22 protein-coding genes and 3 tRNA genes are annotated in these 26,878 nt (G+C 70.7%); 15 read left to right on the top strand and 10 right to left on the bottom strand.

Annotated features, from left to right (window positions below):
• Positions 1–112: 112 nt before the first annotated feature.
• Positions 113–186 (bottom strand) — tRNA-Cys (locus tag QRN26_RS01080).
• 60 nt (positions 187–246) lie between these two features.
• A tRNA-Gly gene (locus tag QRN26_RS01075) sits at positions 247–318 on the bottom strand.
• A 165-nt stretch (positions 319–483) separates the two neighbouring features.
• Here QRN26_RS01075 and QRN26_RS01070 point away from each other — a divergent pair.
• Positions 484–556: transfer RNA gene (locus tag QRN26_RS01070), tRNA-Val, on the top strand.
• A 90-nt stretch (positions 557–646) separates the two neighbouring features.
• Here QRN26_RS01070 and QRN26_RS01065 read toward each other — a convergent pair.
• A complete protein-coding gene (locus QRN26_RS01065) occupies positions 647–2,248 on the bottom strand; it encodes an MFS transporter (RefSeq protein WP_285034932.1) in 1,602 nt (533 codons plus the stop codon).
• A gap of 167 nt (positions 2,249–2,415) precedes the next feature.
• On the opposite strand from QRN26_RS01065, the gene QRN26_RS01060 reads away from it, so the two are divergent.
• Together QRN26_RS01060 and QRN26_RS01055 are read left to right on the top strand one after the other, a co-directional pair.
• Positions 2,416–3,156, top strand: coding sequence for a histidine phosphatase family protein (locus QRN26_RS01060; RefSeq protein WP_285034931.1), 741 nt, complete (start codon positions 2,416–2,418; stop codon positions 3,154–3,156).
• A complete protein-coding gene (locus tag QRN26_RS01055; protein ID WP_285034930.1) occupies positions 3,143–4,024 on the top strand; it encodes an ADP-dependent NAD(P)H-hydrate dehydratase in 882 nt (293 codons plus the stop codon). Before QRN26_RS01060 ends, QRN26_RS01055 begins: the two co-directional genes overlap by 14 nt.
• Here QRN26_RS01055 and QRN26_RS01050 read toward each other — a convergent pair.
• Positions 4,021–6,447: a phosphoketolase family protein gene (locus QRN26_RS01050; protein WP_285034929.1), complete on the bottom strand. Its 2,427-nt coding sequence runs from the start codon at positions 6,445–6,447 to the stop codon at positions 4,021–4,023. The genes QRN26_RS01055 and QRN26_RS01050 overlap by 4 nt on opposite strands.
• 246 nt (positions 6,448–6,693) lie before the next feature.
• On the opposite strand from QRN26_RS01050, the gene QRN26_RS01045 reads away from it, so the two are divergent.
• Genes QRN26_RS01045 through QRN26_RS01030 form a run of 4 tightly spaced genes read left to right on the top strand, consistent with a single transcriptional unit; the run spans position 6,694 to position 10,878 of the window.
• Positions 6,694–7,830, top strand: a complete 1,137-nt coding sequence (locus tag QRN26_RS01045; RefSeq protein WP_056005861.1) for a glycosyltransferase — start codon at positions 6,694–6,696, stop codon at positions 7,828–7,830.
• Positions 7,827–8,969 carry a glycosyltransferase gene (locus tag QRN26_RS01040; RefSeq protein WP_056005864.1) on the top strand — a complete coding sequence of 381 codons (1,143 nt, stop codon included), beginning with the start codon at positions 7,827–7,829 and terminating at the stop codon, positions 8,967–8,969. The genes QRN26_RS01045 and QRN26_RS01040 overlap by 4 nt, the downstream gene beginning before the upstream one ends.
• Complete coding sequence (locus QRN26_RS01035) at positions 8,966–10,000, top strand: glycosyltransferase (protein WP_285034928.1); 1,035 nt, start codon at positions 8,966–8,968, stop codon at positions 9,998–10,000. The genes QRN26_RS01040 and QRN26_RS01035 overlap by 4 nt, the downstream gene beginning before the upstream one ends.
• Positions 9,997–10,878: a glycosyltransferase family 2 protein gene (locus tag QRN26_RS01030; protein WP_285034927.1), complete on the top strand. Its 882-nt coding sequence runs from the start codon at positions 9,997–9,999 to the stop codon at positions 10,876–10,878. Before QRN26_RS01035 ends, QRN26_RS01030 begins: the two co-directional genes overlap by 4 nt.
• Before the next feature lie 26 nt (positions 10,879–10,904).
• Here the strand turns inward: QRN26_RS01030 and QRN26_RS01025 are convergent, their stop codons facing one another.
• Positions 10,905–11,750 (bottom strand): glycosyltransferase family A protein, encoded by an 846-nt coding sequence (locus tag QRN26_RS01025; RefSeq protein ID WP_285034926.1) that lies wholly within the window; start codon positions 11,748–11,750, stop codon positions 10,905–10,907.
• Positions 11,747–12,499, bottom strand: a complete 753-nt coding sequence (locus QRN26_RS01020) for an esterase/lipase family protein (protein ID WP_285034925.1) — start codon at positions 12,497–12,499, stop codon at positions 11,747–11,749. The genes QRN26_RS01025 and QRN26_RS01020 overlap by 4 nt, the downstream gene beginning before the upstream one ends.
• A 148-nt stretch (positions 12,500–12,647) precedes the next feature.
• Here QRN26_RS01020 and QRN26_RS01015 point away from each other — a divergent pair, with 148 nt between their 5' ends.
• The 4 genes from QRN26_RS01015 (at position 12,648) to QRN26_RS01000 (ending at position 18,839) form a co-directional block, all read left to right on the top strand.
• Entirely contained in the window at positions 12,648–14,195 is a 1,548-nt protein-coding gene (locus tag QRN26_RS01015; RefSeq protein WP_285034924.1) for a DUF3375 domain-containing protein, read from the top strand.
• 1 nt (position 14,196) lies between these two features.
• Positions 14,197–15,045: a DUF4194 domain-containing protein gene (locus QRN26_RS01010; RefSeq protein ID WP_285034923.1), complete on the top strand. Its 849-nt coding sequence runs from the start codon at positions 14,197–14,199 to the stop codon at positions 15,043–15,045.
• Complete coding sequence (locus QRN26_RS01005) at positions 15,042–18,428, top strand: ATP-binding protein (RefSeq protein ID WP_056777540.1); 3,387 nt, start codon at positions 15,042–15,044, stop codon at positions 18,426–18,428. Before QRN26_RS01010 ends, QRN26_RS01005 begins: the two co-directional genes overlap by 4 nt.
• Positions 18,429–18,497: 69 nt before the next feature.
• Positions 18,498–18,839 carry a hypothetical protein gene (locus QRN26_RS01000; protein ID WP_056005882.1) on the top strand — a complete coding sequence of 114 codons (342 nt, stop codon included), beginning with the start codon at positions 18,498–18,500 and terminating at the stop codon, positions 18,837–18,839.
• A gap of 19 nt (positions 18,840–18,858) precedes the next feature.
• On the opposite strand, the gene QRN26_RS00995 is transcribed toward QRN26_RS01000, so the two are convergent.
• The 3 genes from QRN26_RS00995 to zapE form a co-directional block, all read right to left on the bottom strand.
• Positions 18,859–19,425, bottom strand: coding sequence for a type II toxin-antitoxin system PemK/MazF family toxin (locus QRN26_RS00995; protein ID WP_056005885.1), 567 nt, complete (start codon positions 19,423–19,425; stop codon positions 18,859–18,861).
• A 113-nt stretch (positions 19,426–19,538) separates the two neighbouring features.
• Positions 19,539–20,768 carry an ammonium transporter gene (locus QRN26_RS00990; RefSeq protein WP_056777542.1) on the bottom strand — a complete coding sequence of 410 codons (1,230 nt, stop codon included), beginning with the start codon at positions 20,766–20,768 and terminating at the stop codon, positions 19,539–19,541.
• 198 nt (positions 20,769–20,966) lie between these two features.
• Positions 20,967–22,001, bottom strand: a complete 1,035-nt coding sequence (gene zapE, locus QRN26_RS00985; RefSeq protein ID WP_285034938.1) for a cell division protein ZapE — start codon at positions 21,999–22,001, stop codon at positions 20,967–20,969.
• 164 nt (positions 22,002–22,165) lie between these two features.
• Here zapE and QRN26_RS00980 point away from each other — a divergent pair, with 164 nt between their 5' ends.
• Both QRN26_RS00980 and QRN26_RS00975 read left to right on the top strand, forming a co-directional pair.
• Positions 22,166–23,068, top strand: coding sequence for a sulfurtransferase (locus QRN26_RS00980; protein WP_285034922.1), 903 nt, complete (start codon positions 22,166–22,168; stop codon positions 23,066–23,068).
• Positions 23,069–23,183: 115 nt separating this feature from the next.
• Positions 23,184–23,618: a SufE family protein gene (locus QRN26_RS00975; protein ID WP_056005898.1), complete on the top strand. Its 435-nt coding sequence runs from the start codon at positions 23,184–23,186 to the stop codon at positions 23,616–23,618.
• Between the two features lie 66 nt (positions 23,619–23,684).
• Here the strand turns inward: QRN26_RS00975 and QRN26_RS00970 are convergent, their stop codons facing one another.
• On the bottom strand, positions 23,685–24,899 hold the full coding sequence (locus tag QRN26_RS00970) for an alpha/beta hydrolase family protein (protein ID WP_056777548.1): 1,215 nt from the start codon (positions 24,897–24,899) through the stop codon (positions 23,685–23,687).
• A gap of 70 nt (positions 24,900–24,969) precedes the next feature.
• On the opposite strand from QRN26_RS00970, the gene QRN26_RS00965 reads away from it, so the two are divergent.
• Both QRN26_RS00965 and QRN26_RS00960 read left to right on the top strand, forming a co-directional pair.
• Positions 24,970–25,566 (top strand): DUF3000 domain-containing protein, encoded by a 597-nt coding sequence (locus QRN26_RS00965; protein ID WP_056005904.1) that lies wholly within the window; start codon positions 24,970–24,972, stop codon positions 25,564–25,566.
• On the top strand, positions 25,559–26,806 hold the full coding sequence (locus QRN26_RS00960) for an HRDC domain-containing protein (RefSeq protein WP_082455768.1): 1,248 nt from the start codon (positions 25,559–25,561) through the stop codon (positions 26,804–26,806). Before QRN26_RS00965 ends, QRN26_RS00960 begins: the two co-directional genes overlap by 8 nt.
• Positions 26,807–26,878: the final 72 nt, after the last annotated feature.

The raw sequence follows: 26,878 nt of genomic DNA, 5'->3' as shown, positions 1-26,878 counted from the left end.
GAACCAGTGACCTCTTCCGTGTCAGGGAAGCGCGCTACCGCTGCGCCAATCGCCCGGGTGGCGTGTGTGGACACGACGCCGGGATGTTGCTGATGGAACCGATGCTACCGAGTGGAGGTGGCGACGGGATTCGAACCCGTGTGGACGGCTTTGCAGGCCGCTGCCTAGCCTCTCGGCCACGCCACCATGTGTGACCGAACACACTGCCGAATGGGGTTCCTCACGGAACGACACCACTGACACTCGAGCGGATGACGAGATTCGAACTCGCGACCCTCACCTTGGCAAGGTGATGCGCTACCACTGCGCCACATCCGCATTGCCCGCATCACTGCGTGCTCGAACGACTCTAGCCGAAACCGGGACCGATGTTCAAACCGGCGCGCACGCCGCGCTGTGCGCGTGGCCGATGTGCGTTCGACACTCGGCATCGGCTAGTATCGTGACTCGCGGCTGTTCGGCACCCCGGTGCGAACGACCTGCGGGCGATTGGCGCAGTTGGTAGCGCGCTTCCTTCACACGGAAGAGGTCATCGGTTCGAGTCCGGTATCGCCCACAGCACACTCCTGGTCCGCCAGGAGTTTTTTGTTCCCTCCGCACCCATCGCTGCGAATCCGGGCCGTCTCGGCCCGGCCTCCGCCTCCGGTCACGCGCGGGTCCGGCTCGGGAGGAAGTGTCGCTCGACGGGCGCTCCCGAGGTGTGCTCCAAGGCTGCCGCACGGATGTCGCGGTCGCGGCCGGTGAGACGCTGCGTCTCCTGTCGCCGGAACTCCCCCCACGACGGCACCATGAAGGTCTCCAGCTGCACGTCGGCCACCTCGCCGCTCCGATACAGGGCCCATCTCGATGCGCCGGTTCGGCGACGGGAGCTCTCGACGCGACCCATCGCGGTCTGGAACGCGGCGAGCGAGTCGGGGTGGACCGTGTAGGAGATCTGCACGAGCACCGGCCCGTCGGTCGGCTGCGGCTCGAACACCAGCGTGGGCGTGGGCCACGACATCGTGATGCTGCGGTCGACGGTGCCCGTTCCCGGCAGCAGGGGCAGCACCCGCACACTGACCGCGACGAGGAGCAGCAGGACGGCCGAAGCGGCATAGGCGACCGACGTCCCGAGTGCCTGCGCGGCGAGTCCCCAACCGATCGAGCCGATGGCCATCGCTCCCATGAAGACGAGGATGTAGATCGAGGCTCCGCGGGACCGCACCCACTGCGGCAGGGTGAGCTGCAGGGCGGCGTTCAGCACGGTGAGGGTGCCGATCCAGGCCAGCCCCGCGAGCACCAGCAGGACGAGGGTCGGTACGAGTGGCAGGAACGCCGCCGCGAGCGACCCCGCGGCGAAGAGCAGCGCACTCGCCGCGATGACGAGGTTGTCGGAGAACCGGCGTCGAGCGAGTGGCAGAGCGAAGATGCCCAGGACGGCACCGAGGCCGAGCGCACCGAGCAGGAAGCCGTACCCGCTCGAATCGAGATGGAGTCGCTTCGCGGTGAGGGGCAGCAGTGCCCAGAGTGCGCTGGCCGGGAGGGCGAAGAGCGCCGACCGCAGCAGGATCCGGCGGACGAGATGCGCGGAAGCGACGTAGCGGACCCCCGCCTGCAGCGCGGCGCCGAACCGCTCGCGGTCGTCGAGACCGGTCTGCACCGGCCGCTTCCACCACACGAGGGCGATCACGGCCCCGACGAAGCTCAGCGCGTTGATCCCGAACACGACGGGCGCACCGAAGGCGGACAGCACGACGCCGGCCAGGGCGGGACCGACCGCGCGGGCACCGTTCACCGTCACCCCGCCGAGCGCGGACGACGCCGCGATGAGGTTGCGGGGCACGAGCTCCGGCTGGATCGCCTGCCAAGCGGGCGACGTCAGGGTGGAGGTGATGCCGAGCAGGAAGGTGAAGCCGAGGATCGTCCAGGGGGTCAGCGCGCCGATCGCCGCCACCACCGTGAGGGTGGCGGCGAGGACGGCGCTCGCCGACGATCCCCAGATCAGCAGTCGTCGTCGGTCGAGCGAGTCCGCGAGAACCCCGGCCGGGAGCGCCACCAGGATGGCCGGTGCGAGGCTCGCGGTCTGCACGAGGGCGATCACCGCCGCCCCCGCAGCGGCTTCGACCAGGTACCACTGGGCTCCCACGGTCTGCATCCAGGTCCCGATGTTGCTCCCCAACTGGGCGAACCACAGCACCCTGAAGGCGGTGATCGCCATGGGTGCCCATGCTGACGGTTGCGCCGGTGGCGTTGCGGAAGGTGCAGGCATGGTCGAACGATATGACGCGCTCATCGGTCGCGCTTCGTCGCTTTGTCGCAAAACCTGGCCGAACCGCGATCCTTCTCCACCGGCGGTCCGCGACCTCGGCCCATGCCGGATCATCGGCGAATCGTCAAGGTGTGTGACCAGGGAGAACGGCTGATTAGCGTGGATGGATGGCCATCACGGAACTCATCCTCGTCCGCCACGGCGAAAGCGCCGGCAACGTCGCAGCGCAGGACGCCGAACGCACCGGGGCCCACCGGATCGCCGTCCCGGATCGCGATGCCGACGTCCCACTGTCGCCCCTCGGGGTGGAACAGGCCGCCGCGGTCGGCACCCGCCTCGCGGGTCTGGCGCCGAAGGACCACCCGGACATCGTGTTCAGCTCGCCGTTCCGACGCGCCCACGAGACCGCGGTCGTCGCCCTCCGCACGGCCGCCATGGACGCAGACGGCCTGCGACCGCTCATCGACGAACGACTCCGCGACCGTGACCTCGGGATCCTCGACACCTTCACCACGCTCGGTGTCGACGCGGAACTCCCCGATGAGGCCGCCCGGCGGCGGTTCCTCGGGAAGTTCTACTACCGCCCACCGGGAGGCGAGTCCTGGACGGACGTGGCCCTCCGGGTGCGATCCTTCGTCCGCGACCTCGACCGGTATCCGGACCGCACACGCGCACTGGTGGTCTGCCACGACGCCGTGATCTCGCTCTTCCGCTACGTCTGCGAGGGGTGGGATGAACACCGGGTCCTCGAAGAGGCTTCGCTGCGCCCCACCCCGAATGCCTCCTTCACCCACCTGGTCCACGACGGTCGGGGTTGGCGGGCTCGAGCGGCGAACGCGACGGCCCATCTGCAGCACGCGCAGGTCGCGGTCACCGAGCACTCGGGGGCGACCGATGTCCACCTCTGAACCCGTCACCCTCACGCCGGACACGCTCGCCACCTGGCCACTGCCCGATCCGGGATCGTCCAAGGACGACCGTGGTTCGGTGCTCGTCGTGGGCGGAGCTCGCACCACGCCCGGAGCCGTCGCCTTGGCCGGGCTCGCCGCGCTGCGGGTCGGTGCGGGGAGGATCACCCTCGCGGTCGGCGAATCGGCGGCGTCGGCGCTCGCCGTCGCGTTCCCGGAGGCCGCCGTGATCGGGCTGCCCGAGACCACGGACGGAGCCGTCCGTGGTGACGCCGTCGCTCGCCTCGACGACGAACTGGACGTCGACTGCGTCCTGCTCGGCCCCGGCCTCGACGACGCGGATGAGGCCGTCACCCTGCTCCGGCGGATGCGGCCGTCGCTGGGCGCGGAGACGGTCGTGATCCTCGACGCCTTCGGGCTCGGGGCGCTCTCGCATCTCCCCGAGTTCTCGACGGGGCTCGAGGGCCGGCTCGTCTTCACCCCGAACGTCGCGGAGGCGGCGATCCTGCTCGACGTCGACGAGGCGGACCCCGAGACCGCGCCAGGCGAGCTGGCACGACGCCACGGTGCCGCCGTCACCTGCCAGGGACGGATCTCGGACGGGCGCCAGGACTTCATCGCGCCGGGCGGTGGACCGATCCTCGGCACGGCGGGGAGCGGAGACGTCCTCGCCGGAGCGATCGCCGGACTCACGGCGAGAGGACTCTCCCCGCTGGCGGCGAGCTGTTGGGGCACCGTGCTCCACGCCTCGTCCGGTGATCGGCTCGCCGAACGCATGGGGACGTCGGGTGCGCTCGCCCGCGAGTTCGCCGACGAGTTCCCGATGGTGCTCCAGTCGCTCGAGCGCTCGGGCGACGAGACGCCCTAGGAGACCACCGGCCAGCGCCAGGAGGTGATCTCGGGCGCATCCTCACCGAACTCGCGCGTGTGCTCCTGTGCACGATGCCGGGCGTCCTGCATCTCCTGGCGGAGTTCCGCGTACCGTTCGCCGAGCCCGGGAGTCCGGTCGATGGCGTCGCAGACGAGCGAATAACGGTCGATCCGGTTGAGCATGACCATGTCGAAGGGCGTGGTCGTGGTCCCGTTCTCCAGGTAGCCGCGGACGTGCAACTGCTCGTGTCCGTGGCGTTTGTAGGTCAGTCGATGGATGAGCCACGGGTACCCGTGGTACGCGAAGACGACGGGCCGGTCCGCGGTGAACACGCTGTCGTACTCGGCGTCCGAGATGCCGTGGGGATGCTGGTCCTCACTCATGAGCCGCATGAGGTCGACGACGTTCACGACGCGGACGGCGAGACCGGGGATGCGCTCCCGAAGGATGCTGACGGCGGCCAGGGTCTCGAGGGTGGGGACGTCCCCCGCGCAGGCCATCACGAGGTCCGGCTGCTCCCCCGGACGCTCCGAGCCGGCGAAGGGGAGGACGCCGAGCCCGCGGGCGCAGTGATCACGCGCGTCGTCGACACCCAGCCAGACCGGCTCGACGTCCTTCCCGGCGACGATCACGTTGATCTCGTCAGTGCTCCGCAGGCAGTGCTCCGCGACGACGAGCAGGGTGTTCGCGTCGAACGGGAGGTAGACCCGGATGACACCGGGCTTCTTGTTGACGACGTGGTCGATGAACCCAGGATCCTGGTGGGAGAACCCGTTGTGGTCCTGACGCCAGACGTGGCTCGTGAGCAGGTAGTTCAAGCTCGCCACCGGGCGACGCCATTCGAGCGCGCGAGCGCCGTTCAACCACTTCGCGTGCTGGTTGAACATGGAGTCGACGATGTGGATGAAGGCCTCATAACAGGTGAAGAGACCGTGCCTGCCCGTCAGCAGGTAGCCCTCCAGCCAGCCCTCGCACTGGTGTTCGCTCAGCATCTCCATCACCCGTCCAACGCGGGCCAGATGTTCGTCACCCGGGACGGTCTCTGCGTTCCATTGGCGCTCGGTGACGTCGAACACGGCCTGGAGCCGGTTACTGGCGAGCTCGTCGGGAGCGAAGATCCGGAAGGTGGAAGGGTTCCGTCGGATGACCTCGGCGAGCCAGTGGCCGAGGACACCCGTCGCGCCGGCATCGACACCTCCGGGCGCTGTGGAGACGACCGCGGCGTCGTCGATCGGCGGCAGGTCGAGGTCCGTGCGCAGCAGGCCGCCGTTGGCATGCGGCGTCGCGCTCATCCTGGCGTCCCCACGCGGGGCCAGGGCGCGCACCTCGGGGATCACCGCCCCGTGCTCGTCGAACAGCTCCTCGGGTCGGTAGCTCCGCATCCAGGCCTCGAGGATCGCCGTGTGCTCCGCGGTGTCGCGGGCGTTCGCGAGCGGGACCTGGTGCGCGTGGAAGGTCCCTTCGACGCGTGTCCCGTCGATCTCCTCGGGGCAGGTCCACCCCTTCGGTGTGCGCAGGACGATCATCGGCCAGACGGGCCGCTCGGTCTCCCCCGCCGCGGCTCGCGCCTTGATCGCCGCGATTCGGTCGAGTACGAGGTCGAGGACCTCGGCCAGTCGCCGATGGACGTGCACGGGATCCTCGCCGTCGAACCCGCCCTCGACGAAGAACGGCTCGTGGCCGTACCCGCGGAGCAGGCTGTCGAGCTCGGCATGCGGGATGCGGGCCAGGAGTGTCGGGTTCGCGATCTTGTACCCGTTCAGGTGGAGGATCGGGAGGACCACGCCGTCCTGGAGCGGATCGATGAACTTGTTGGAATGCCAGCTCGTGGCGAGCGGACCGGTCTCCGCCTCCCCATCACCGACGACCGCGGCGATGAGGAGGTCGGGGTTGTCGAAGGCGGCGCCGTAAGCGTGGCTGAGGACGTACCCCAGCTCGCCACCTTCATGGATGCTCCCCGGGGTCTCGGGCGCCGCATGACTCGGCACCCCGCCCGGGAAGCTGAACTGCCGGAAGAATCGGGTGAGGCCCGCCTCGGTCTCGGCGACGTCGGGGTAGATCTCGCTGTAGGTGCCGTCCAGATAGGCGCTCGCGAGGATCGCCGGACCACCGTGTCCGGGTCCGGCGATGAACATCGCCGACTGCCTGCGTTCCACGATGACCCGGTTGAGGTGCGCGTAGGCGAGGTTCAGACCGGGGGCGGTCCCCCAGTGACCGAGCAGCCGGCGCTTGATGTCGCCCGCCTCGAGCGGGCGCCGGAGCAGCGGGTTGTCGAGCAGGTAGATCTGCCCGACGGACAGGTAGTTCGCGGCTCGCCACCAGGCGTCGACCTGCTCGAGGGTCGCGTCCGACACCGGTGCTGCCCCCTCCCGCGACGGCCAGGAGTCGGTCGGCGATGCGTGCGGTTCATCAGGCGTCATCGTCCAACCGTTCCAGAATCCCGGATCGGACGACAGGGGTGGCGCTCGCGCCGAAGGGCGTGCAGGGAGCCGTCTCGAAGGCACCGGTGCGATCCGGCGCTTCGTCGTCGGCATGTTGGTGCAGCGGGGGTGCCGCGTCAAGGGTCCAGGGCAGTCTGATCATCGGCCCTATCGTCGGATGACGGCGTGTTCATACGCCGGCATGTCCGTGCGCATCGCGCCCGCAGTCGAACAGGGGATTCCGCCATGCAGTCGATCGTGACGCCACATCCCGGCGCCCGAGTCGCCGAACCCTCGACCCGCCCGATCCGGGTCGTGTCGGTACCGGCGGCGCACCCCTACGTCCGCCGGATCTCCGCGTCGACCGAGATCGAGGTGCTGAGCGATCCCCCGGTCACCGGCGCGCCGGCCGGCGTCTGGTGGCCACCGGTCGCCCTCGACCCCGCCTGGATCCGAGCGAACGCCGCCGAGGCAGACCTCCTCCACATCCACTTCGGGACGGAATCCTTCCCACCCGGGTACCTCACCGCGTGCCTCGCGGCTGCACACGAGGCGGGATGGCCGGTCGTATACACCGTGCACGACCTCGAGCACCCGCAGCTCGAGGAGCAGGCAGCCTACGACGACCAGCTCGACGAGCTCGTCCGCGGCGCCGACGCCCTGGTGACCCTCACGCAGGGAGCCGCTGACCGGATCCGTGAGCGCTGGGGTCGCGACGCGACCGTCATCCGGCACCCGTCGCTGCTCTCGGACGAGGTCCGTGTCCCAGCCGTCCTGGCCTCCGCTGAGATCCGCGTCGGCGTCCACCTGAAGGACCTCCGTCCCAACGTCGACGCGGTCGGCACCGTCACGACGCTGCTCGAGGCCGTCGGCCGACTCCGCGCAAAGGGCGCCGCCGTGGTCGCCGAGGTGCGCCTGCACCACTCCGTCCGCGATCCGGACGCCCGGGACACGGTCCGGCGGCTCGCAGCGGCGTCGGACGCCGCCCTCCTCATCGAGCACGAGCGTCTGGACGACGACGGACTCGCCATCGCCCTCAGTCGGCTCGACGTCTGCGTCCTCCCCTACCGCCACGGCACACACTCCGGCTGGCTCGAGCTCTGCTGGGACCTCGCCGTCCCCGTCGCGGTCCCCGACGGCGTCGGGCAGTACGCCGAGCAGCACGCTGACGACACCGTCGTCGCCTACCGCCCGGGAGACGCGGTCGCCCTCGAGCGCGCCCTCGACGACCTCGTCCAGGCGGCAGGCGCGACCCGTCCGGGTTCCCCCGACCGCCTCGCCGCCGTGGCCGAGCGTCGCTCCCGCCGCGCCACCACGGACGCCGACGGGGTAGCCGCCCACGTCGCGGTGTACCGCCGAGTCCTCGCCGAGCGGGCCTCATGACGGCCGGTCGCCGACTGCGCGTCGTCGTCGTCGCCCCGCTGCGGTTCCCCATCCGGCGCCCGCACGCCGGTGGACTCGAATCCGCCGTCTGGTCGGAGGTGGCCGCGCTGCGGGCCAGGGGCCACGAGGTCACGTTCATCGGTGTCCGCGGATCCGACTTCGTCGAACGTGGCAGCGTCTTCGAGCTGCCCGAACTGCGGTGGCCGCGGTGGGCCTCGCCGGACGACGAGCGCTACCCGCCGAGCCACGCGACACGCTCGATCCCGGCGCTCCGGCGCGCGCTCGAGGCGGTCTCCGCCCGACCGGGACGATACGACGTCGTCTCGAACCATTGCCTGGACGCGCTGCCGGTGGAGTTGGCACCCCGGCTGGGCGTCCCGATGATCACCACGCTGCACACCCCGGTCGACGCCTCGGTGGCCACTGCGGCCAACCGTTCCGGTGCTGCGGGAAGCCGATTCCTGTCGGTGAGCGAGTACACCCGTCGGACCTGGGCGGACGCGGGTGTCGAGTCCGAGGTGTTGCTCAACGGCATCGATCCGACGGCATGGCCGGCAGGACGTGGTGGGGAGGACCTCGTCTGGTTCGGGCGGATCGTCGCGGAGAAGGCGCCGCACCTCGCGGTCGACGTCGCGCGGCGGCTGGGACGACGGCTCGTCATCGCCGGTCGGGTCGGCGACCCGGCCTACGCCGAGCGCGTCCTGGCACCGCTGCTCGGTCGCGACGTCCGCCACGTCGGGCCCCTCGAACCGACCCGGCTCGCCGCACTCGTCGGCCGCAGCGCCGCAGCCGTGTCGACGCCCGCTTGGGCGGAGCCGTTCGGGCTCGTGGCGCCGGAAGCACTCATGACGGGGACGCCGGTCGTCAGCTTCGCCGTCGGTGGCGTCCCGGAGATCGCCCAGGCGAGCGTCGGCATGCAGGTCGTCGCCGCCGGTGATCTGGCCGCGATGGCGGACCGGGTCGACGGACTGATCCGCCAGTCGGAACTGGATCGCGGGTTCCGGGGCACGATTCGCGCCTCGGCCCTCGCTCGGTTCTCCCTCGAGGCCCGGGTGGCCCGACTCGAAGGCCACTTCGAGGCACTCCTGTCCGGCTCGCCGATGCTCGACACCGGCCGCGTCGACGAGTTGACGTCGTGAGGCCGCGGATCGGGTGGTACGTGCACCACCACGGTCGGGGTCATGTCACGCGGCTGCTCGCCATCGTCCCCCACCTCGACGCCGACGTCGTCTGTTTCAGCTCGCTCCCGCGCCCGGACGGTCTTCCGCCGCACTGCACGTGGGTGCGTCTCGACCGCGACGACGAGGTCCCGGAGGGTGGACCACGGCCGGACGAGTCCGACCCGACCGCCGACGGGCTGCTCCACTGGGCGCCACTCGGCCACGTCGGGCACCGAGCCCGCCTCGTGACGATCGCCGAGACGCTCGCGCGGCAACGCATCGACACGATGGTGGTCGACGTGTCGGCCGAGGTCGTGTTGCTCGCCCGGGTCCTCGGCGTCGCGACCGTGGTGATGGCGCAGCCGGGCCGACGCGACGACACACCACACGCCCTGGCGTTCCGCGCTGCGTCGCGGATCATCGCGCCGTGGCCGGCCGGGATGCTGGACCTGGACCACCTCCGAGCCGTCCAGGACAAGGTGGTCCACGCCGGCGGGATCAGCCGGTTCGAGGGGCGCGACCGTCCGCGACCCGACGGCGAGCGGAGCGGAGTGCTGCTCCTCGGTGGGGCCGGCGGCACCGCGGTGTCCGTCGAGGCGATCGAAGCCGCGGCTCAAGCAAGCGGGCGTCGTTGGGCGTCCCTCGGTGCCGGTGCCGGATCCGTCTGGGCCGACGACCCGTGGGATGCGCTCTGCCGCGCCGAGGTGGTCGTGTCCTGGGCCGGTCAGAACGCCGTCGCCGACCTCGCCGCCGTCGGAGCCAAGGCCGTGGTCCTCCCGCAGGAACGGCCGTTCGAAGAACAGGTGACGACGGCTCTGGCCCTCCAGCGGGCCGGCCTGGCGATCGTCCCGGACGGCTGGCCGGATCCCGCCGAGTGGCCGGACCTCCTCGACCGCGCAGCGACGCTCGAACCCGATTGGGACCGATGGCAGGTGGTCGGAGCGGCTCGCCGGGCGGCAGGGGTCATCGAGGCCGTCGCCGCCGACGCACCGCCCGGAGGAGACCGATGAGGATCGCCGTGGTCACGATGTGCTCGAGCCCGAGGCTGCAGCACCTCGAACGTCAGCTCGAGGCCGTCGGAGCATCGATCGGCACGACGCCGGACGTCGTGGAACGCATCGTGGTCTGGATCGGCCACGATGAACCACCGGCCCTCGACGCCGAGCGGGTGATCCATGTCCCGCCCGGACCAGACGGGTTGCGACTGGCGGCCGGTCGGAACGCCGGTGCGGCGCTCGCGATCGAGCATGGGGCCGAGCTCCTGGTGTTCCTCGACGCGGACTGCGTCCCCGGACCGGCACTGCTCCCCCGCTACCGCGAGGCCTCCGACCGGCACGTCGACGCCGTGCTCTGCGGGCCGGTGACCTACCTCCAGCCGGGCACCGACGTCTCCGACGTGCGGGTACTGGCCGCCGCGACCGCGCCACATCCGGCCCGGCCGAATCCCCCGGCGGACGACGAGCGTGTCGCGACGGCGGACGAGTACCCGCTGTTCTGGTCGCTGTCCTTCGCGACCAGCGCCACGACCTGGTCCGCGACCACCGGGTTCGAGGAGGGGTACGAAGGGTACGGCGGCGAGGACACCGACTTCGCGTTCGCCCTCCGTGAGGCCGGTACGCCGCTGGTGTGGGTCGGCGGCGCGCACGCCTATCACCAATACCACGAGACCCAACGCCCGCCGTGGCAGCACCTCGACGACATCCTCCGGAACGGAGCCCGCTTCGCCGCGCGATGGGGCTCGTGGCCCATGACGGGGTGGCTGGAGGCGTTCGCCGAGGCCGGAGCCGTGCGGAACGTCGACGGCGATTGGGTCCGTGTTCAGCCGACCGGGCGCAGCAGCTCGTCGACGGCGGCCACCAGATCCCTGGCGACGGGGTCGGGCGCGTAAGGGTCGACGCCCACCCGTGTGGCTGGTCAGCCCCGGGTGCTCCGTCGTCGCGACGAGCGAGCGGTGCCGACGCGGCCCGACCACCCGGTCGGGGCCGCCGTCACCGCGGCATGCAACCGTGTGGTGTGATGCGCCCATCGGACGATCGGCAGCTCCTGCGGCCAGTGCACCCGCAACGTCGCCCACCCACGGCGGAGGCGGATCGCCAACGATCCGGCATCGCTGAACGGGCGCATCGACATCCCCATCCCGAGCTCGCGGTCGTAGCGGACGCGTCGGTCGAGGCCCAGATGGGCAGACACGTCCAGGTCGTCGTGCAGCTCGGCGTCGTGTCGGTGCACCGCGTGCGCGATCTCGTCCCAGGTCGTTCGACGGATCGCGCAGTTGGATCCGAAGATGGGCGTCTGCGCGAGGGCCGCGCCGACGAAGAGCCGGTATGCGCCGAGGTAGACGGCCGCGAGCGGCGCCCGGAGCGGGCGAGGACCATCGATGAAGGTCGCCGGTCCCGTCAGCGCGTCGAGCTCGGGCTCCGCCTGGAAGGCCTCGGCGATGCGGGTCAGCCAGTCGGACGGTGGCACGCAGTCCGCGTCGAGCCTCGCCACGACGGTCGCCGTCGCCCGGTCGAACCCGGCGGCGTTGGCGGCCGGGATGCCGGGCACCGGCTCGTCGATGAGGACGGCGCCGTACCGCTCCGCGATTGCGGCGACCTCCGCCCGGTCGCGGCTGCCGTTGTCGACGACGATGATCGACGCCGGCCGGGTGTCCTGCACTCGCAGCGAGCGCAGGCAGCGGCGCAGAAGCGCGGCGTCGTCCTTGACCGGTACGACCACGTCGACGGTCACGGTCTCGACGTCGGTGCTCTCGATCGTCATGCGTCTCCTCCGTCGGCGAGGAGCCGGGCCTCGGCGAACACCCGAGGATGCGCGAGGATCCGGAAGTGGCCGCCGGTGTCCAGCTGCACGTTCTTGGCGCCGTCGAGTCGGCTTCCGCCGGGGATGTGCGGGTCGAAGCGGCCGTACACGGACACGATCCTCGGGTTCACGGCTGCCTCGCGGGCCAAGGCGAGGATCGTCGGGTCGTTCGGGACGAAGATCCGAAGACTCGGGAGGAGCATGAGCCTCGCGTACCGCGATCCGGCGAACGGTGCGGCGACGGCCACCATCCCGGTGATCCGGTCTCCGCTTCCGCCGAGCGACATGACGTACTTGCCCACGAGGCCGCCCTTGCTGTGTGCGAGGAGCACCGCGTCCTGGAGGTCGGTCGCCACCAGGTAGTCGGCGACCAGCCGGGCCGCGACCGGGACCGACCGGTCGTTGCGCCCGAGCGGGTCGATCACGTGCACCGGGTGACCGTCGTCGTGGAGGCGGCGGATGAGCGGTTCGAGGAAGCGCCAGGTCTCGTAGACGCCCGGGAGGACGACGACGGGTGATCGGTCGCCGGAGAGGAACCCGTGCGGGTCCGTCCGACTGGCGAACGCCCGCACCTGCCAGACGGCGGCGTAGCCGTAGTCGCGGATCCACCAGCCGAGCGTCCGCAGTGCGGATCGGATCACCGTCGCACCGCCGTCCGCCTCAATCGTCTCCCCGCCGAAGGCCGGGGCGTGCACCTGTTCCCATGCCATCACCGTATCGGGGGCGCCCGGCACGGCCTCGGACCTTGACAGGAGGGCCTGCTCCACCCCGTCGGCCGTCGAGAGGCGCGCGGCGCTGATAATCTTGCTTCTGCAGTGGCCTCGGGGTGTTCGTGTGCCCGGACGATCGAGGAGTGCAGTGGGAGAGATCGACGGCGAGTTCGACCGTGTCCGGAACGCTCTGGAACGGCCCGCCATCCGCTTGCTGAGTCGTCCCACGGCGCCGGCTGTCGTCGCGATCTTCCGCACCACCTTCGGGCGGGACGTCCAGTTCGTCGCGGCCGATCGCTTCCACCTGCAGGTGGAGGAGTATCTCGCGGAGCTCGGAGCCCGTGGCGCCCGGATCCCGGCGGGCGGCGACGAGCGCGGTGGCGGGCGGACCCTCTGCCGGGAGTGGGTGCACGATCAGTGGCTCGTCCGGACCAGCACCGACGACGGCGAGGAGCAGTATTCGCTCACGTCCCACGCGCTGGAGGCGGTGTCGCTCGTCGACGGACTGGCGCACGACCGGGCGTTGATCAGCGAATCGCGGCTGACGATGATCCTCGACTCCGTCCGTCGCTGGGCGCTGCAGGCCGACCCCGATCGGGAGGAGCACCTGCGGCGCATCGACGCGCAACTCGCCGAACTCCAGGCGGAGCGGGAGCGTGTCGCGGCCGGCGGGACGGTCGTCGCAGCGAGTGACGACCGCATGCACGACGGCTACGCGAACATCGCCGACCTCATCCGCCAGCTGCCGAGCGACTTCCGCCGGGTCGAGGAGTCCGTGATCGCGATGCACCGGCGCATCGTCGAGGACTTCCGGAACGACACGCGGCCGATCGGTGAGATCCTCGACGACTACCTCCGACGCACCGACGAACTGATGACGGCCACCGCCGAGGGCCGTGCGTTCGAGGGCGCGTTCGAGCTGCTGCGGAACGACGAGCTGCTGCAGGACCTCAAACGCGACCTCTCGACGATCCTCGACCACCCCTTCTCCTCCCGCCTCGGCCCGGCGGAGCTCCGGGGCTTCCGCGGCGCCGTCGGCATCATCCGTCAGGGCATCGACGACGTCCTCGCGCAGCGGCGTCGGCTCACCGCGACGCTCCGCGACCACATCGTCCATCACGACGTCGTCCAGGACCGCGAGCTCGACACGACGCTGCGCGCGCTCAACCAGCGACTCGGCATCTGGATGCGGACCGCTGGTCCCCGCGCGACGGTGGACGTGCCGTTGCTCCCCGAGGCGATCGACGTCGAACACCTGCGTGAGCGCTTCTACGACCCCGACGTCGAGGCCGCTCCCCCGCCGATCACCACGGCGCCGGAACGGACGGACGTCGCGTCCATGTCACTCGACACCTTGCGTTCGCAGGGCGGCCCCCTGCTCGACGAGCTCCGAGCCGGGTTGCTCGCGTCGGCGACGTCCGGAGCCTCGGACGCCCACACGGCGTTCACCGGGCTCGACCCCGAGCTGCGGCGCCCCGTCGAACTGTTCGGTCTGGTCCACCTGATGACGCAGCTCGGCGCGTACGACGAGGCGGGTCCCCGACGCCGCTATGAGACGGTCCGCCCCGACGGGACGACGGCGGCCTTCGACCTTCCGGCCTTCCCCCTCGGCGAGACCGGCATCACCGGCTTGACCCGGGCCACGACGACCTCGACCACGGCGACCCGCGATCGCGCGTCGCGCGGAACGGAATGACATGACCATCGAACCGGAACCCACCCACCGCGAATCGACCGAGGCAGCGACCGACGGCGCCCTCAGCGCTGCCCCGGTCGCGACGCCGGACCGCGCCTCGGACGCCGAGTCGTTCGCGCTCTTCGAGGGCGACGAGGGTCGACTCGACGCCGCTCAGCGCCGCGCGCTGGTCGCCCTACTGAAGCACCGGTACGTCAGCCCGGCACTGCAACCGGCCGAATGGCGGACCATCCTCGAGTCGGAGGCCCTGCTCGGCTCGCGGCTGAACGAGCTGTTCTTGGAACTCCAGGTCGATCGATCCGCCGAGGTCGCCTTCAAACGCCAGGCCGGCTCCGAGAGCGGGCGGCGGCCGTTCCCGACGCTGCTCCACGACACGAGCTACAGCCGTGAGGAGACGATCCTGCTCGTCTACCTGCGCACCCGGCTGCGCACCGAATTGGCGAACGGCGCCCGCGCCGCCATCGTCGAGCACGACGAACTCCTGGGCTTCGTCGCGAGCTTCCGACCCGAGCACGCCACCGACCGGGCCCGCGACGACGGCCGGGTGGAGCGCGCGATCGAGAAGCTGCTGACCGCCCGCGTGTTGCTCCGCACCAAGGACGCCCGTCGTCATCGCATCGCCTCCGTCGTCGAGACGCTCCTTCCGCTCGAACGCCTTCAGGAGCTGCTCGAGTGGTTGGAGACGCAGACGCCCGCGGCGGATGCGCTGCAACCCGAGCAGGAGCCGGACACGCCGTCCGGTCCGGGGGCAGCAGCCACCGATGGAGACGACGACGCCGAACCCGACGACACCGAGCCGGACGACGTGGCATCGGACACCGCATCACGACCAGGAGAGGACGGACGATGAGCCGCCCCACCGACACCGACACCCTGCTCGACCTCGTCGAGCAGTGGCGCATCGAGCGCATGCAGCTCATCAACTGGGGTGGGTTCGACGGGTACCGCTCGGTCGACTTCGCCTCGCGGGCGACGCTCATCTCCGGCGCGTCCGGCACCGGCAAGAGCTCACTCATGGACGCCTACCTCGCGGTCATGATGCCGTCGGACGTCCCGTTCAACGGGGCGTCGAACGATGCGGCCGTGGGACGAGCGCGCAACCCGGATCAGCGGAACCTGCTGACCTACCTGCGCGGCAAGGTCGACTCGGCCAGAGACCCCCAGACCGGCGCCATGCGCGACATCAACCTCCGCGGATCGGAGCAACTCACCTGGGGCGCCGTGGCGGTCACCTTCGTCAACGACGACGACCGCCGGTTCACCGTCGTCCGCGCGTACCTCGTCCCTCGACGTGCGCTCCGCACCGGCGACCTGTCGATGACGATGGCGACCGTCGACGGACCCTTCGACCTCACCGAGCTCGAGGCCTTCGTCCCCAAGCGGTTCGACGCCGGTGAGCTCCAGGGTCGGATCCCCGGGTTCGTCGTCCGCGACACGTACGCGGAGCTGTCCTACACGCTGCACACCCGTCTCGGCATCGGAGCCGGCGGTGACGGCGGCCGCGCGATGCGGTTGTTGGCGCGCATCCAGGCCGGGCAGCACCTGCCGACGGTCGACGGACTGTACAAGTCGATGGTGCTGGAGCGACCGAGCACCTATGAGGCGGCCGATCGCGCGCTCTCCCACTTCGAGGCGCTCGACGAGGCGTACCTCGCCATGGAGACCGAGAGCCGCAAGGCGCGGGTCCTGGAACGGCTCGGCGAACTCCGACGGGACTACGAGGACGGACACCGGGCCGCAGCCGAACTCGAGCGGCTCGGCTTCGCTGAAGACGGCGAAACGCCCTTCGCCGTGTGGCGCAGTCGTGCGCACGAGGCATTGCTCGACGAGGCCGTCTCTCGGAACCGCCGTGAGAAACTCGCCGCCGGTGCGACCCTCGAGGCGGCTCGAGCCCGGGCGACCGCCGCCGGGGTCCGGGTGCGGGAGCTCGAACGCCAGGTGTCCGAGCAGGGCGGCAGTGCGCTGCGCCGGGCGGAGGAACGTCGCGAGGCGGCGGAAGCGGCCCACGCCGAGGCCGTCCGGACACGAGCCCTGTTCGACGAGCGGACCGAACCCCTCGACGAACCACTCCACGATGAGGCCTCGTTCGTGGCGGCGCTCAGCCGCAGCGAGGAGTTCCTCGACGACGACGACGCGGCACTCGAGGCCATCGAGGCCGAACGCGCCGAGCTCCACCGCGAGGCGTTCCCGCTCGAGGAGCGGAACACCGAACTCCGGCTCGAGCTGCAGTCCCTCCGTGGTCGCGACGGCGCGGTCCCCGATCGGCTCCACCGGGCGAGACTCGCGCTTGCCGAAGCCGCCGGGCTCGATCCGGAGCAGCTGCCGTTCGTCGCGGAGCTCATCGACGTGGCGCCGACGCACGCCGCCTGGCGTCCGGCGATCGAGGTCACCCTGCACGGACTCGCCAGGACGGTACTGGTCGACGAGGAGCACCTCGACGCGTTCGCGCGGGCGATCGACGCGGTGCGGATCCCGGTCCGCCTGCAGTTCGAGGGGGTGCCGCTCGGCGCGACCACGGCCCCGGCGCCGGGTGATCCCGCCTTCGTCTCGGGCCGCATCACGTACAAGGCCTCCCCGTTCAGTGCCTGGGTCGAGCAGCGGGTGACGTCGGACCGCATCGATGCCCGATGCGTCGACTCGCCGTCCCAGCTCTCGGGAGGTGGCCGACGCGTCACGGCCAACGGCCAGCTGCGCGACGGACGTCGTGGCTCACACGGGGATCCCGGTGGGGCCCCCATCCTCGGCTTCACGAACGAGGCACGGATCGCGTCCATCGAGTCCGAGATGGCCGAGCTCCGCGGGCGACTCGAACTCATCGCCGGTCGCCAGGCCGCGGTCCAGCGGCGCCTGGCGGGCAGGGAGGCCGAGCGTGCGGCCCACCGCTACCGCCTCGACAGCGAGTGGTCGCGGATCGATGTCGACGGAGCCGCAGCGCGTCGGGATGCCGCCGCGGCGGACCTCGAACGCCTGCTGGACGCCAGCGACGTCCTGCAGGAGCTGCAGGGTTCGGTGACGGCCGCCCAGCGCGAACTCGACGCCGCGAACGCCGAGCGGTTCCCCGCCGAGGACCGCGTCCGACGCCTGGACGAGGAACACGGTTCGCTCGTCGACCAGCAGGACGCGGCGACGACGGTGATCGACCGCTTCGAGCGTTCCGGCGTCGACGAGGTCTCCACCGACGACGTCGAACGCATCGAGGCCGCCCTCGCCGCCGTGGGAGGCGTCCCGTCCCTGGGCGGCTTCGCGGACGCGATGAAACGGCTCCGCACCCGTCTCGGTGACGAGCTGAGCGCCGCCGTCCGCCTGGCGGAACAGGCCGCCATCGCCCAGGTCCACGTGTTCGAGCACTACCAGTCGATCTGGCACGACCCCAACCTCGGCACGACGCTCGAGTCCTACGGGGACTACCGCGCGATCCTCGACGGCATCCTCGGCACCGGCCTGCCCGAGCGCCGCCAGGAGTGGCGCCGCCGGTTGTCCCAGTGGAGCGGCGAGGACCTGGTCCCCCTCAGCAGCGCGTTCGACAGCGCGGTCGAGGAGATCGAGGACCGGCTCGTCCCGGTCAACGACATCCTGCGCGACCTCCCGTTCGGGCCCGCCCACGACCGGCTGAAGATCGTCCTCCGCCGGGTGCACCGCGAGGAGGCCGCCGCCTTCCGACGGGAGCTCCGGGCGCTCTCGGGCGAGGTGACCGCCGAACTCGACGACGACGCCCTGGAGGGCCGGTTCCAGCGCCTGCGCCGCTTCATGGAGTCGATGCGGGACACCGCTGCCACGTCGACTTCGGCGTCCACCCGCGACCAGGTGCTCGACGTCCGTCGACACGTCGAGATCACCGCCGTGCGGTACGACACCTCCGGTCGCGATGTGAGCGTCTACTCCTCGCTCGGCGACAAGAGTGGTGGCGAGACCCAGGAGCTCGTCGCGTTCATCGTCGGAGCCGCCCTCCGCTACCAGCTCGGCGACGAGGACCGGCCTCGGCCGAGGTTCGCGCCCGTCCTGCTCGACGAAGGCTTCATCAAGGCGGACTCGGAGTTCGCCGGCCGGGCCGTGGTGGCCTGGCTCCGCCTCGGGTTCCAGCTCGTGATCGGTGCCCCGCTCGACAAGGTGACGGCGCTCGAGCCGTACATGGACCGACTCCTGTCCATCCGGAAGGACCCGGAGACACGACACGCCTGGGTGGCGGAGATCGAGCGTGCCGAGCCCGTCGAACCGCTCGAACGGATCGGGTGACCCGCGGGTGGGGCGGCGACCGTCTGCACTCGACTTGACTCCGGGTGGAATCGAACATATGTTCGAATCATGCCGGATCCGAGTGGTGCATCGCGTGTCGCGGCCCCGCCGATCCGCATCGGCGAGGCCGAATGGATCATCATGCGCGAAGAACCGGACCGGCCTGCCGCGCTGGTGAAGTACTTCGCCCCCAGCGGAGCGCCCGCGTACTTCCGGTGCGTCTCATGGGCACCGCGTTCAGCGGATCGCCGACTGATCGGCCGCTTCGCGACGCTCGCGGAGGCGGAGCGATCCGTGCCGGTCGGCCGACGGACGGCTCCGTCGCCGAAGGCGGCCACGGCTGAGGATCCGTGGGAACACGGCCAGGTGCCGTGGGACGCCGCACCTCGTCGGAGCGACCGCTACGCCTGAGGCGTCCGGCTCGTGGTCGTCAGCGCCATCCGTATCGCACACGCAAGGCCGCGGCGACCCGGGTGAAGCGGTCGCGAGGGACCTGCGCCGCCTCTCGCCGCATCCCGTCGGGGTGGACGTGGAACACCCGGTCGAGGTTCGCCCAGCTCGGGCGGCCGGCACTGTCCCAAGCACCTGAGCCGAGCGGGACGAAGTCGCCCTCCTGCGAGTGGTCCTTGCTCGTCAACTGCACCGCGAGCACCCGGCCGCCGGTGGACCGGGCCACGATGAGGACCGGGCGGTCCTTGCCGCGCCCGTCACGCTCCTCGTAGGGGACCCAGGTCCAGACGATCTCCCCCGGGTCGGGATCTCCGTCGACGACCGGTGCGTACTCGAGCGACACGCCGCGGACAGCCCGCGGATCCACTTCGACCGTCGCGGTCGGACCGGTCCGTCCCGGTGTGGCGGTCGTCGTCGGGGTGGAGGCGTGCGTCGTGGTCGGGGCGGACGAGCGGCGAGCCGTGCGAGCGGCGCTCGAGGCGGCGCTCGTCGACGGGCCGAGGAGGGCACCCGCCACCCGGCGGAGGATCGAGACGAAGGTTGGCACGCCGTCACCCTACCGTCCGCCGCCTGACCGCCGGTCCTGGCCGACGGCCTGCAACGCGGAGTGGGCGCCGTCCAACTGGACGACGCCCACTCCGTGGTGCACTGCAGTGCGCGTCAATCGACGAGGGCGTACCCCTCCTCGCCGTGCACGGAGGTGTCGACGCCGGCGATCTCGTCCTCGTTCTTGACGCGGAAGCCGATCGTCTTCTCGATCGCGAAGCCGATGATGAAGGCCACGACGAAGGAGTAGACGAGGACGGCGAAGGCGGCGATGGCCTGGACCGCGAGCTGCTCGACACCGCCGCCGACGAAGAGGCCGGTCCCGGTGGCGAAGAGACCGAGGTAGAGCGTCCCGATGAGGCCGCCGACGAGGTGGATGCCGACGACGTCGAGCGAGTCGTCGAAGCCGAGCTTGAACTTCAGCTCGACGGCGATGGCGCAGACGGCGCCGGCCACGATGCCGAGCAGCAGCGCCCAACCCGGAGTCAGGTTCGCGCACGCCGGGGTGATGGCGACGAGGCCCGCGACGGCACCGGACGCGGCGCCCACCGAGGTCGCCTTGCCGTCCTTGACCTTCTCGACGACGATCCAACCGATGATGGCGGCCGCGGTCGCCCCGACGGTGTTGACGACGATGAGTCCGACGTTCGCGAGCTCGTTCAGCCATTCCGCACCGGCGTTGAAGCCGAACCAGCCGAACCACAGGATGGCCGCACCGAGGAGGGTCAGCGGCACGTTGTGCGGCTTCGTGATGCCCTTCTGGAAGCCGATGCGCTTGCCGAGGACCAGAGCGAGGGCGAGGGCGGCGGCTCCGGCGTTGATGTGTACCGCGGTTCCGCCCGCGTAGTCGATGACGCCGATGCCGGCGTCCTCGCCGAACAGCGTCGTGCCGAGGTTCATGATCCAGCCGCCGCCCCAGACCCAGGCGGCGATCGGGAAGTAGGCGATGGTCGCGAAGAGACCGGCGAAGATCATCCAGGAGCCGAACTTTGCACGGTCGGCGATGGCGCCGGAGATCAGCGCGATCGTGATGATGGCGAAGGTGGCGCCGTAGGTCGCTCCCACCAGGTCGGTGTTCGCCGTCTCGCCGCTCGCGAGTGCGGTCATCCCGAAGTCGGAGAACGGGTTGCCCGCGAACTCGAGCGGGCTGCCGACGGCCGACATGTTGAAGCCGTAGAGGATCCACAGCACGCTGATGAGGCCCAGTGCGCCGAAACTCATCATCATCATGCTGACGACGCTCTTCGCCTTCACGAGGCCGCCGTAGAAGAATGCGACGCCGGGGGTCATGAACAGCACCAGAGCGGTTGCCGTGACTCCCCAGGCGATACTGCCTGTATCCATTGGATCTTCCTCACACATCGTGGTCTTGCAACGGGTGACCGAGATGGTGAGGACCGGCTGAGCCAGGTCTCGCCGTCCGACTCGGTACAGCGACCAGTCTGGGGAATGGAGGTTTCGGCGCGACGGTCAGCGTGTTTCCGATGTGTTACGCGAGTGCCGCCCAGGTAAACAGCGTGTTTCGTGACCCGGTGGGACCGGTCAGTCCATCGAGGTGAGGGCGATCATGCGCGACATCGCCCGCAGGTACTTCTTGCGGTAGCCACCGTTCAGCATGTCGCCGCCGAAGACCTCGTCCAGGGCGGTCCCGGTCGTGACCAGGGGGATCTGGGCGTCGTACACGCGGTCGATGAAGGCGACGAGGCGCAGCGCCTGGCCCTGGTCGGTGAGGACGTGCACCTCGCGGAGTGCGATGACGTCGACCCCCTCGAGCAGTCCGATGAACCGGGAGGGGTGCACGGCCGCGAGATGGGTGATGAGCTCGTCGAAGCTGTCGACGGTGACGTGGCGGCCGGCGGCTGTGGCGTCGGCGACGCGTTCGTCGAACCGCTCGTCGGAACTCACGACGGCGTGTCCCTCGATGCTGCGGCGACGGTAGTCGGTCCCGTCGATGCGCAGGGTCTCGAAGTTGGCGCTGATGGCCTGGATCTCGCGGAGGAAGTCGGCTGCGGCGAATCGGCCTTCGCCGAGGGCGTTCGGCGGCGTGTTGGAGGTCGCCGCGATCCGGGTGCCGGTCGACACGAGTTCGCCGAGCAGCCGGGTCATCACCATGGTGTCGCCCGGGTCGTCGAGCTCGAACTCGTCGATGCAGATGAGCGTGGCACCGCTGAGCTCGGCGACCGTCGCCGCGTACCCGAGCGCGCCGACGAGCGCGGTGTACTCGATGAAAGTGCCGAAGTACTTCTTCCGCCCGGGGGCGTCGTGCCAGAGCGCGGCGAGCAGGTGGGTCTTGCCGACGCCGAAGCCGCCGTCGAGGTAGACGCCGGGTTTGGCCTTCGGTTCCTTGGACTTCCGTCGGCCGAAGAAGCCGCCTCCGCCGCCGGCCTGCGGGGCGAAGAAGCCACGCAACTGCTCGACGGCGGCCGCCTGGCCCGGGAAGTCGGGATCCGGACGGTACGAGTCGAAGCTCGCCTCATGGAACTGTCGCGGCGGCGTCAGGCTGGCGACGATCTCGGCTCCGCTGACCGCCGGATTGCGGTCCGTGAGGCTGCGGTTCCCGGTCGGGACGGAGGACATGGTCACGGCAAACCTCTGGCTCTGAGTCTGGTGCAGGGTTACGGCGTCTGACGGATCGGTGCGGGGCGACGGCCCGGACGGCGTACTGTCGAAGGGATAGGCTTCCAGCCTAGATGCACGACACCCGAGCCCCATCGCAGCCAGCTGCACGACCGGAGGTACCCATGACCGTCGACGCCGATTCGACCTCGACCAAGTTCGCCGCCTACGCCCACCCCGAGCGCCTCGTCACGGCGGATTGGCTGGAAGCGCACCTGGGCGAACCGGGGCTCGTCGTCGTCGAGTCCGACGAGGACGTGTTGCTGTACGAGGCCGGTCACATCCCGGGTGCGGTGAAGATCGACTGGCACACGGACCTCAACGACCCCGTCGAGCGCGACTACATCGAGGGGGCCGCCTTCGCGGACCTGCTCGGCTCCCGAGGGATCTCCCGCGACGACACGATCGTCGTCTACGGCGACAAGAACAACTGGTGGGCCGCGTACGCGCTCTGGGTGTTCAGCCTCTTCGGACACGAGGACGTCCGCCTGCTCGACGGCGGGCGCGACAAGTGGATCGCGGACGGCCGGGCGATCACCCGCGACGTCGCCGACCGCGAGGCGACCACATACCCCGTCGTGGAGCGCGACGACTCGAAGCTCCGCGCCTACAAGGACGACGTGCTCGCGCACCTCGGGAAGCCGCTCATCGACGTGCGCTCCCCCGAGGAGTACAGCGGCGAGCGGACGACCGCTCCCGCCTACCCCGAGGAGGGTGCGCTGCGCGCCGGGCACATCCCGAGCGCCCAGAGTGTCCCGTGGGGCAAGGCCGTGGCCGAGGACGGCACGTTCCGGCCGGCCGAGGAGCTCGACGCGATCTACCGGGACGGAGCCGGTCTGGCCGAGGGCGACGAGGTGATCGCCTACTGCCGCATCGGCGAGCGGTCGAGCCACACCTGGTTCGTGCTGCAGCACCTCCTGGGCTTCGACGACGTCCGCAACTACGACGGCTCGTGGACGGAGTGGGGCAGCGCCGTCCGGGTGCCGATCGCGCAGGGCTCCGAGCCCGGCGAGGTGCCGACGCGCTGAGTGCTCGTCCACTGACCGCGCGTTCCCTGACCGCGCGTTCCCTGACCGCCCTCCGAGACCCGTCCGCGGCTCGGAGGGCGGTTCCGCGTCCGGTGGCTGCGATACTGGAGGAACCATGACCGATGCCCTCCTCGCCCCGAACCTCGCCGAGATCCGCGACGAATTCCTCGCCGTCGAGGAACGATCCCGGCTCCAACTGCTGCTCGAGTTCAGCGACGAGTTGCCGCCGCTGCCCGAGCGCTACCGCGACCACCCGGACCTTATGGAACGCGTGCTCGAGTGTCAGGCGCCCGTGTTCTTCTTCATCGAGGTCGACGAGGACGGGATCGTGCACCTGTTCGCCACGGCACCGGAGGAGGCACCGACGACTCGCGGGTTCGCGAGCATCCTGGTCCAGGGGCTCGAGGGCTTGACGGTCGACGAGGTGCTCGCCGTCCCGGACGACTTCCCGCAGATGATCGGGCTGTCGCGCGCGGTCTCCCCGCTTCGACTGCGAGGGATGTCGGCCCTCCTCGGTCGCGCCAAGCGTCGCCTCCGCGAGTTCGCCTGAGCCACCGCCGCCGTCGCTCGCCCGTTGAGGCGGCGGGCGGTCGCCGGAACTCGCGCGAACGCCCGTTCAGTGGCCGGGAGGGAGCGGCACGATCTCGTCGAGCCAGTCCGAGACCGCCGCGGTCCAGCGCTCCGGGTCGTAGTTCCAGAGCTTCGTGTGTCTGGCGACGGTGAAGGGGACGAAGGTCACGATGTCCGGGCGGGCGAGCGCGAGGGCCCTCGACGGTCCGGCGGGGACGTATCCGTCGTCGTCGCTGTGCATCAGGAGGATGGGCAGCGCGAGGTCGGCGGCGTTGGCGACGTAGTCGAGCCTGGCGAGGTCGATGCTCGTCGCCTGCCCGGTGAGGAGTCTCCCCCATCGACGGCTGATGGCGAGCAGCGCGACGCGCCCCACCACGCTCGGGATACGGTTCTCCCGCGCCTGGTGCTGCAGGACGTCCACCCAGTCGATGACCGGCGAGTCGAGCGCGACGGCACGGATCAACTCGGGGTGCGTCGTCCGGCGTGAGGCCTGCAGCACGATGGCGCCGCCCATGGACCATCCCATGAGCACCACGTCCGCGGCACCCTGCTCGCGCACCCAGCCGATCGCCGCGTCGACGTCCCGCCACTCCTCGTCGCCGAGGGCGTACCGGAAGTCGAGTGCCGGCGGTGCGTCCCCGTCGTTCCGGTAGGAGACGAGCAGGCAGGAGTACCCGGCGTTCCGGAAGCTGGGCACGGCCCGCAGGGCTTCGGACCGGGTCGTTCCCCGACCGTGTACGAGGACGGCCCAGCGCGTCGACGGGCCCTCCTCCGGATGGATCGCCCACGCCGGGGCGGGACCGAGCGGTGTCGGCACGAGCACGTCCTCCGCGGCGAGTCCGAGCTCATCGGGCCGCCGGAAGAACCAGCCGCTGAACTCGGCCTCCTGACCGACCCGGAGCGCGTCGACGTCTCCGCCGAGCAGCGTGCGGACGACGGTGTGCGGGCGCATCTCGACGATGTCCCCCAGTTGCACGTAGGCGGCCCGCCGGGTGACCCAGCTGCCGTACCGGCCGGGGACCACGGTGTCCGGGGTCGCGACCAGTTCGAGCGTCCCCGCCGCTCGATCGAGCGCGAGGATGCGCGCCTCGCTCGGTCGGTCGCGGGCCGGCACCACGACCTTCCGTGCGATGGTCGCCACGATCGCGAGTCCCAGGGCGCCGACAGCGGCCGTCGCCCCACCCGCGATGAGGACCGCGTCGGTGACCGGTGAACGTCGTCGACGGACCTCGCTGATCGTCGATCCAAGACCGCCCGCCAACGACCCGGGTCCGCGTCTCCGCCCGGCGTGCCTCTGCCCATTCATCGGGATGTAACTCTAGTCTTCAGTCGTGGTAGAGAGTCCGACGACGGCAAAGGTTCCCGAAGAGTTCGCCCGAGCGGTGGACGCTGTTCGCGCGGCTGCCGTCCGACCCGATCTGCGGGTCACGGAGATCCCCGCGCCGAGCAACCTCGCGCCCTTCGCGATCGCCCTCGCTGCGGATGTGTCGCCGAGTCGACACGACGCGGACTCGGACCTCGGCACGGGACGCTTCGTGCTCCTCTACGACCCGGAGGGATCGGAGGCCTGGGGTGGCCGGTTCCGCGTGGTCTGCTTCGCACAGGCGCCGTTGGAGACCGAGATCGGCCTCGACCCGTTCCTCGCCGACGTCGCGTGGTCCTGGCTCGTCGACGCGCTGGACACCCGAGGTGCCGCCTATCAGGCCGCCTCCGGAACGGCGACGAAGATCATCTCGAGCGGCTTCGGTGAACTGGCTCGCCAGGGCGACGGCGCACAGATCGAGCTCCGGGCCTCGTGGACGCCGCTCGAGAGCGACGTCGCGGCGCACGTGGAAGGATGGGGAGAGCTGCTGTGCATGCTCGCCGGCTTGCCTCCGACCACCGAAGGGGTGTCCCTGTTGTCCGTCAAACGAGCTCACCGTGAGTGACGCGGCCCCCGAACCAGCACCGCTGCTCGACCCACCCGCATCCACCGGACCACGGATCGTCACCGACACCCGCGAGGCCTACCTCGCCTCGCTCGAGGTCCTGGCAGCCGGGAACGGCCCGTTCGCACTCGACGCCGAGCGTGCTTCCGGGTACCGCTACTCCCAGCGTGCCTATCTCATCCAGGTCTACCGCCGCGGCGCCGGTGTGTTCCTCTACGACCCGCCGGCGATCGGCTCCATGGCCGAACTCGGCGAGCTGATCCAGGGCGAGCGGTCGATCCTCCACGCCGCGAGCCAAGACCTCGCCTGCCTCCGCGAGGTGGGCGTCGATCCGAGTGAACTCTTCGACACCGAACTCGGTGCGCGGCTGCTCGGCCTGCCGCGGGTCGGGCTCGGAGCCGTGGTCGAGGAGCTGCTGGGTATCCACCTGGCCAAGGAGCACTCCGCGGCCGACTGGTCGACCCGTCCACTGCCGGCCGCCTGGCTCGAATACGCGGCGCTCGACGTCGAACTCCTCGTGGACGCGGCGGACGAACTGGCCGCCCGGATCGAGGAGGCCGGCAAGAGCGACATCGCCCGGCAGGAGTTCGAGGCGACGCTCGCGCGCGAGGCCAAAGCGCCCCGAGCCGAACCGTGGCGTCGGCTCTCCGGACTCCATGCCGTCCGCGGGCAGCGGAACCTCGCGGTCGCCCGAGAGCTGTGGCTCGCCCGCGACGCCCTCGCGCAGCGCCGCGACACCGCGCCGGGTCGCCTCATCCCCGATGCGTCGATCACCGCGGCAGCCAAGGCGAACCCGGCGTCGAAACGCGACCTCGCGGCACTCTCCGACTTCCGCGGCCGTGCGAGCCGCACGGAGCTCGACCTCTGGTGGACTGCGATCCACACGGGCCAGACCACCGAGGACCTGCCGGGAGCGCGCCCGAGCTCCGACACGCTCCCTCCCCCGCGCAGCTGGACCGACAAGAACCCCGAGGCGCACGCCAGGTACACCGCGGCACGGACGCGCATCCTCGCGACGGCGGAGTTCCTGACGATGCCCGTCGAGAACCTGCTCACCCCGGAGACGCTGCGCCGCCTGGCGTGGTCGCCGCCCGAGCCGCTCACCGTCGAGGCGGTCGCGGCAGCCCTCTCCGAGCACGATGCACGGCCCTGGCAGATCGACGCGACCGCTCGCGCGATCACCGACGCCTTTGTGGAGTCGGCCCAATCCCTCGAGGAGCCTGACCCGGACGCTTCGTAGGAAGCGTTGCACCAGGACGCCGGTACGCGTCCGCCGCCTAGGATCGGGGCGTACCCGAGAATGAGGAGGCAA

It is taken from the genome of Plantibacter sp. ME-Dv--P-095 (assembly GCF_030209365.1).
Lineage (GTDB): Bacteria > Actinomycetota > Actinomycetes > Actinomycetales > Microbacteriaceae > Plantibacter.
This window is presented reverse-complemented; position numbering and strand designations above follow the sequence as displayed.

Coding starts and splice junctions, on each gene's coding strand:
- QRN26_RS01050 (WP_285034929.1), bottom strand. CDS start 6,447: ATGACGCCTGATGAACCGCACGCATCGCCGACCGACTCCTGGCCGTCG.
- QRN26_RS01030 (WP_285034927.1), top strand. CDS start 9,997: ATGAGGATCGCCGTGGTCACGATGTGCTCGAGCCCGAGGCTGCAGCAC.
- QRN26_RS01025 (WP_285034926.1), bottom strand. CDS start 11,750: ATGACGATCGAGAGCACCGACGTCGAGACCGTGACCGTCGACGTGGTC.
- QRN26_RS00975 (WP_056005898.1), top strand. CDS start 23,184: ATGACCGATGCCCTCCTCGCCCCGAACCTCGCCGAGATCCGCGACGAA.
- QRN26_RS01060 (WP_285034931.1), top strand. CDS start 2,416: ATGGCCATCACGGAACTCATCCTCGTCCGCCACGGCGAAAGCGCCGGC.
- QRN26_RS01040 (WP_056005864.1), top strand. CDS start 7,827: ATGACGGCCGGTCGCCGACTGCGCGTCGTCGTCGTCGCCCCGCTGCGG.
- QRN26_RS01065 (WP_285034932.1), bottom strand. CDS start 2,248: ATGCCTGCACCTTCCGCAACGCCACCGGCGCAACCGTCAGCATGGGCA.
- QRN26_RS01010 (WP_285034923.1), top strand. CDS start 14,197: ATGACCATCGAACCGGAACCCACCCACCGCGAATCGACCGAGGCAGCG.
- QRN26_RS00990 (WP_056777542.1), bottom strand. CDS start 20,768: ATGGATACAGGCAGTATCGCCTGGGGAGTCACGGCAACCGCTCTGGTG.
- QRN26_RS01045 (WP_056005861.1), top strand. CDS start 6,694: ATGCAGTCGATCGTGACGCCACATCCCGGCGCCCGAGTCGCCGAACCC.
- QRN26_RS01020 (WP_285034925.1), bottom strand. CDS start 12,499: ATGGCATGGGAACAGGTGCACGCCCCGGCCTTCGGCGGGGAGACGATT.
- QRN26_RS01055 (WP_285034930.1), top strand. CDS start 3,143: ATGTCCACCTCTGAACCCGTCACCCTCACGCCGGACACGCTCGCCACC.
- QRN26_RS01005 (WP_056777540.1), top strand. CDS start 15,042: ATGAGCCGCCCCACCGACACCGACACCCTGCTCGACCTCGTCGAGCAG.
- QRN26_RS01000 (WP_056005882.1), top strand. CDS start 18,498: ATGCCGGATCCGAGTGGTGCATCGCGTGTCGCGGCCCCGCCGATCCGC.
- zapE (WP_285034938.1), bottom strand. CDS start 22,001: ATGTCCTCCGTCCCGACCGGGAACCGCAGCCTCACGGACCGCAATCCG.
- QRN26_RS00980 (WP_285034922.1), top strand. CDS start 22,166: ATGACCGTCGACGCCGATTCGACCTCGACCAAGTTCGCCGCCTACGCC.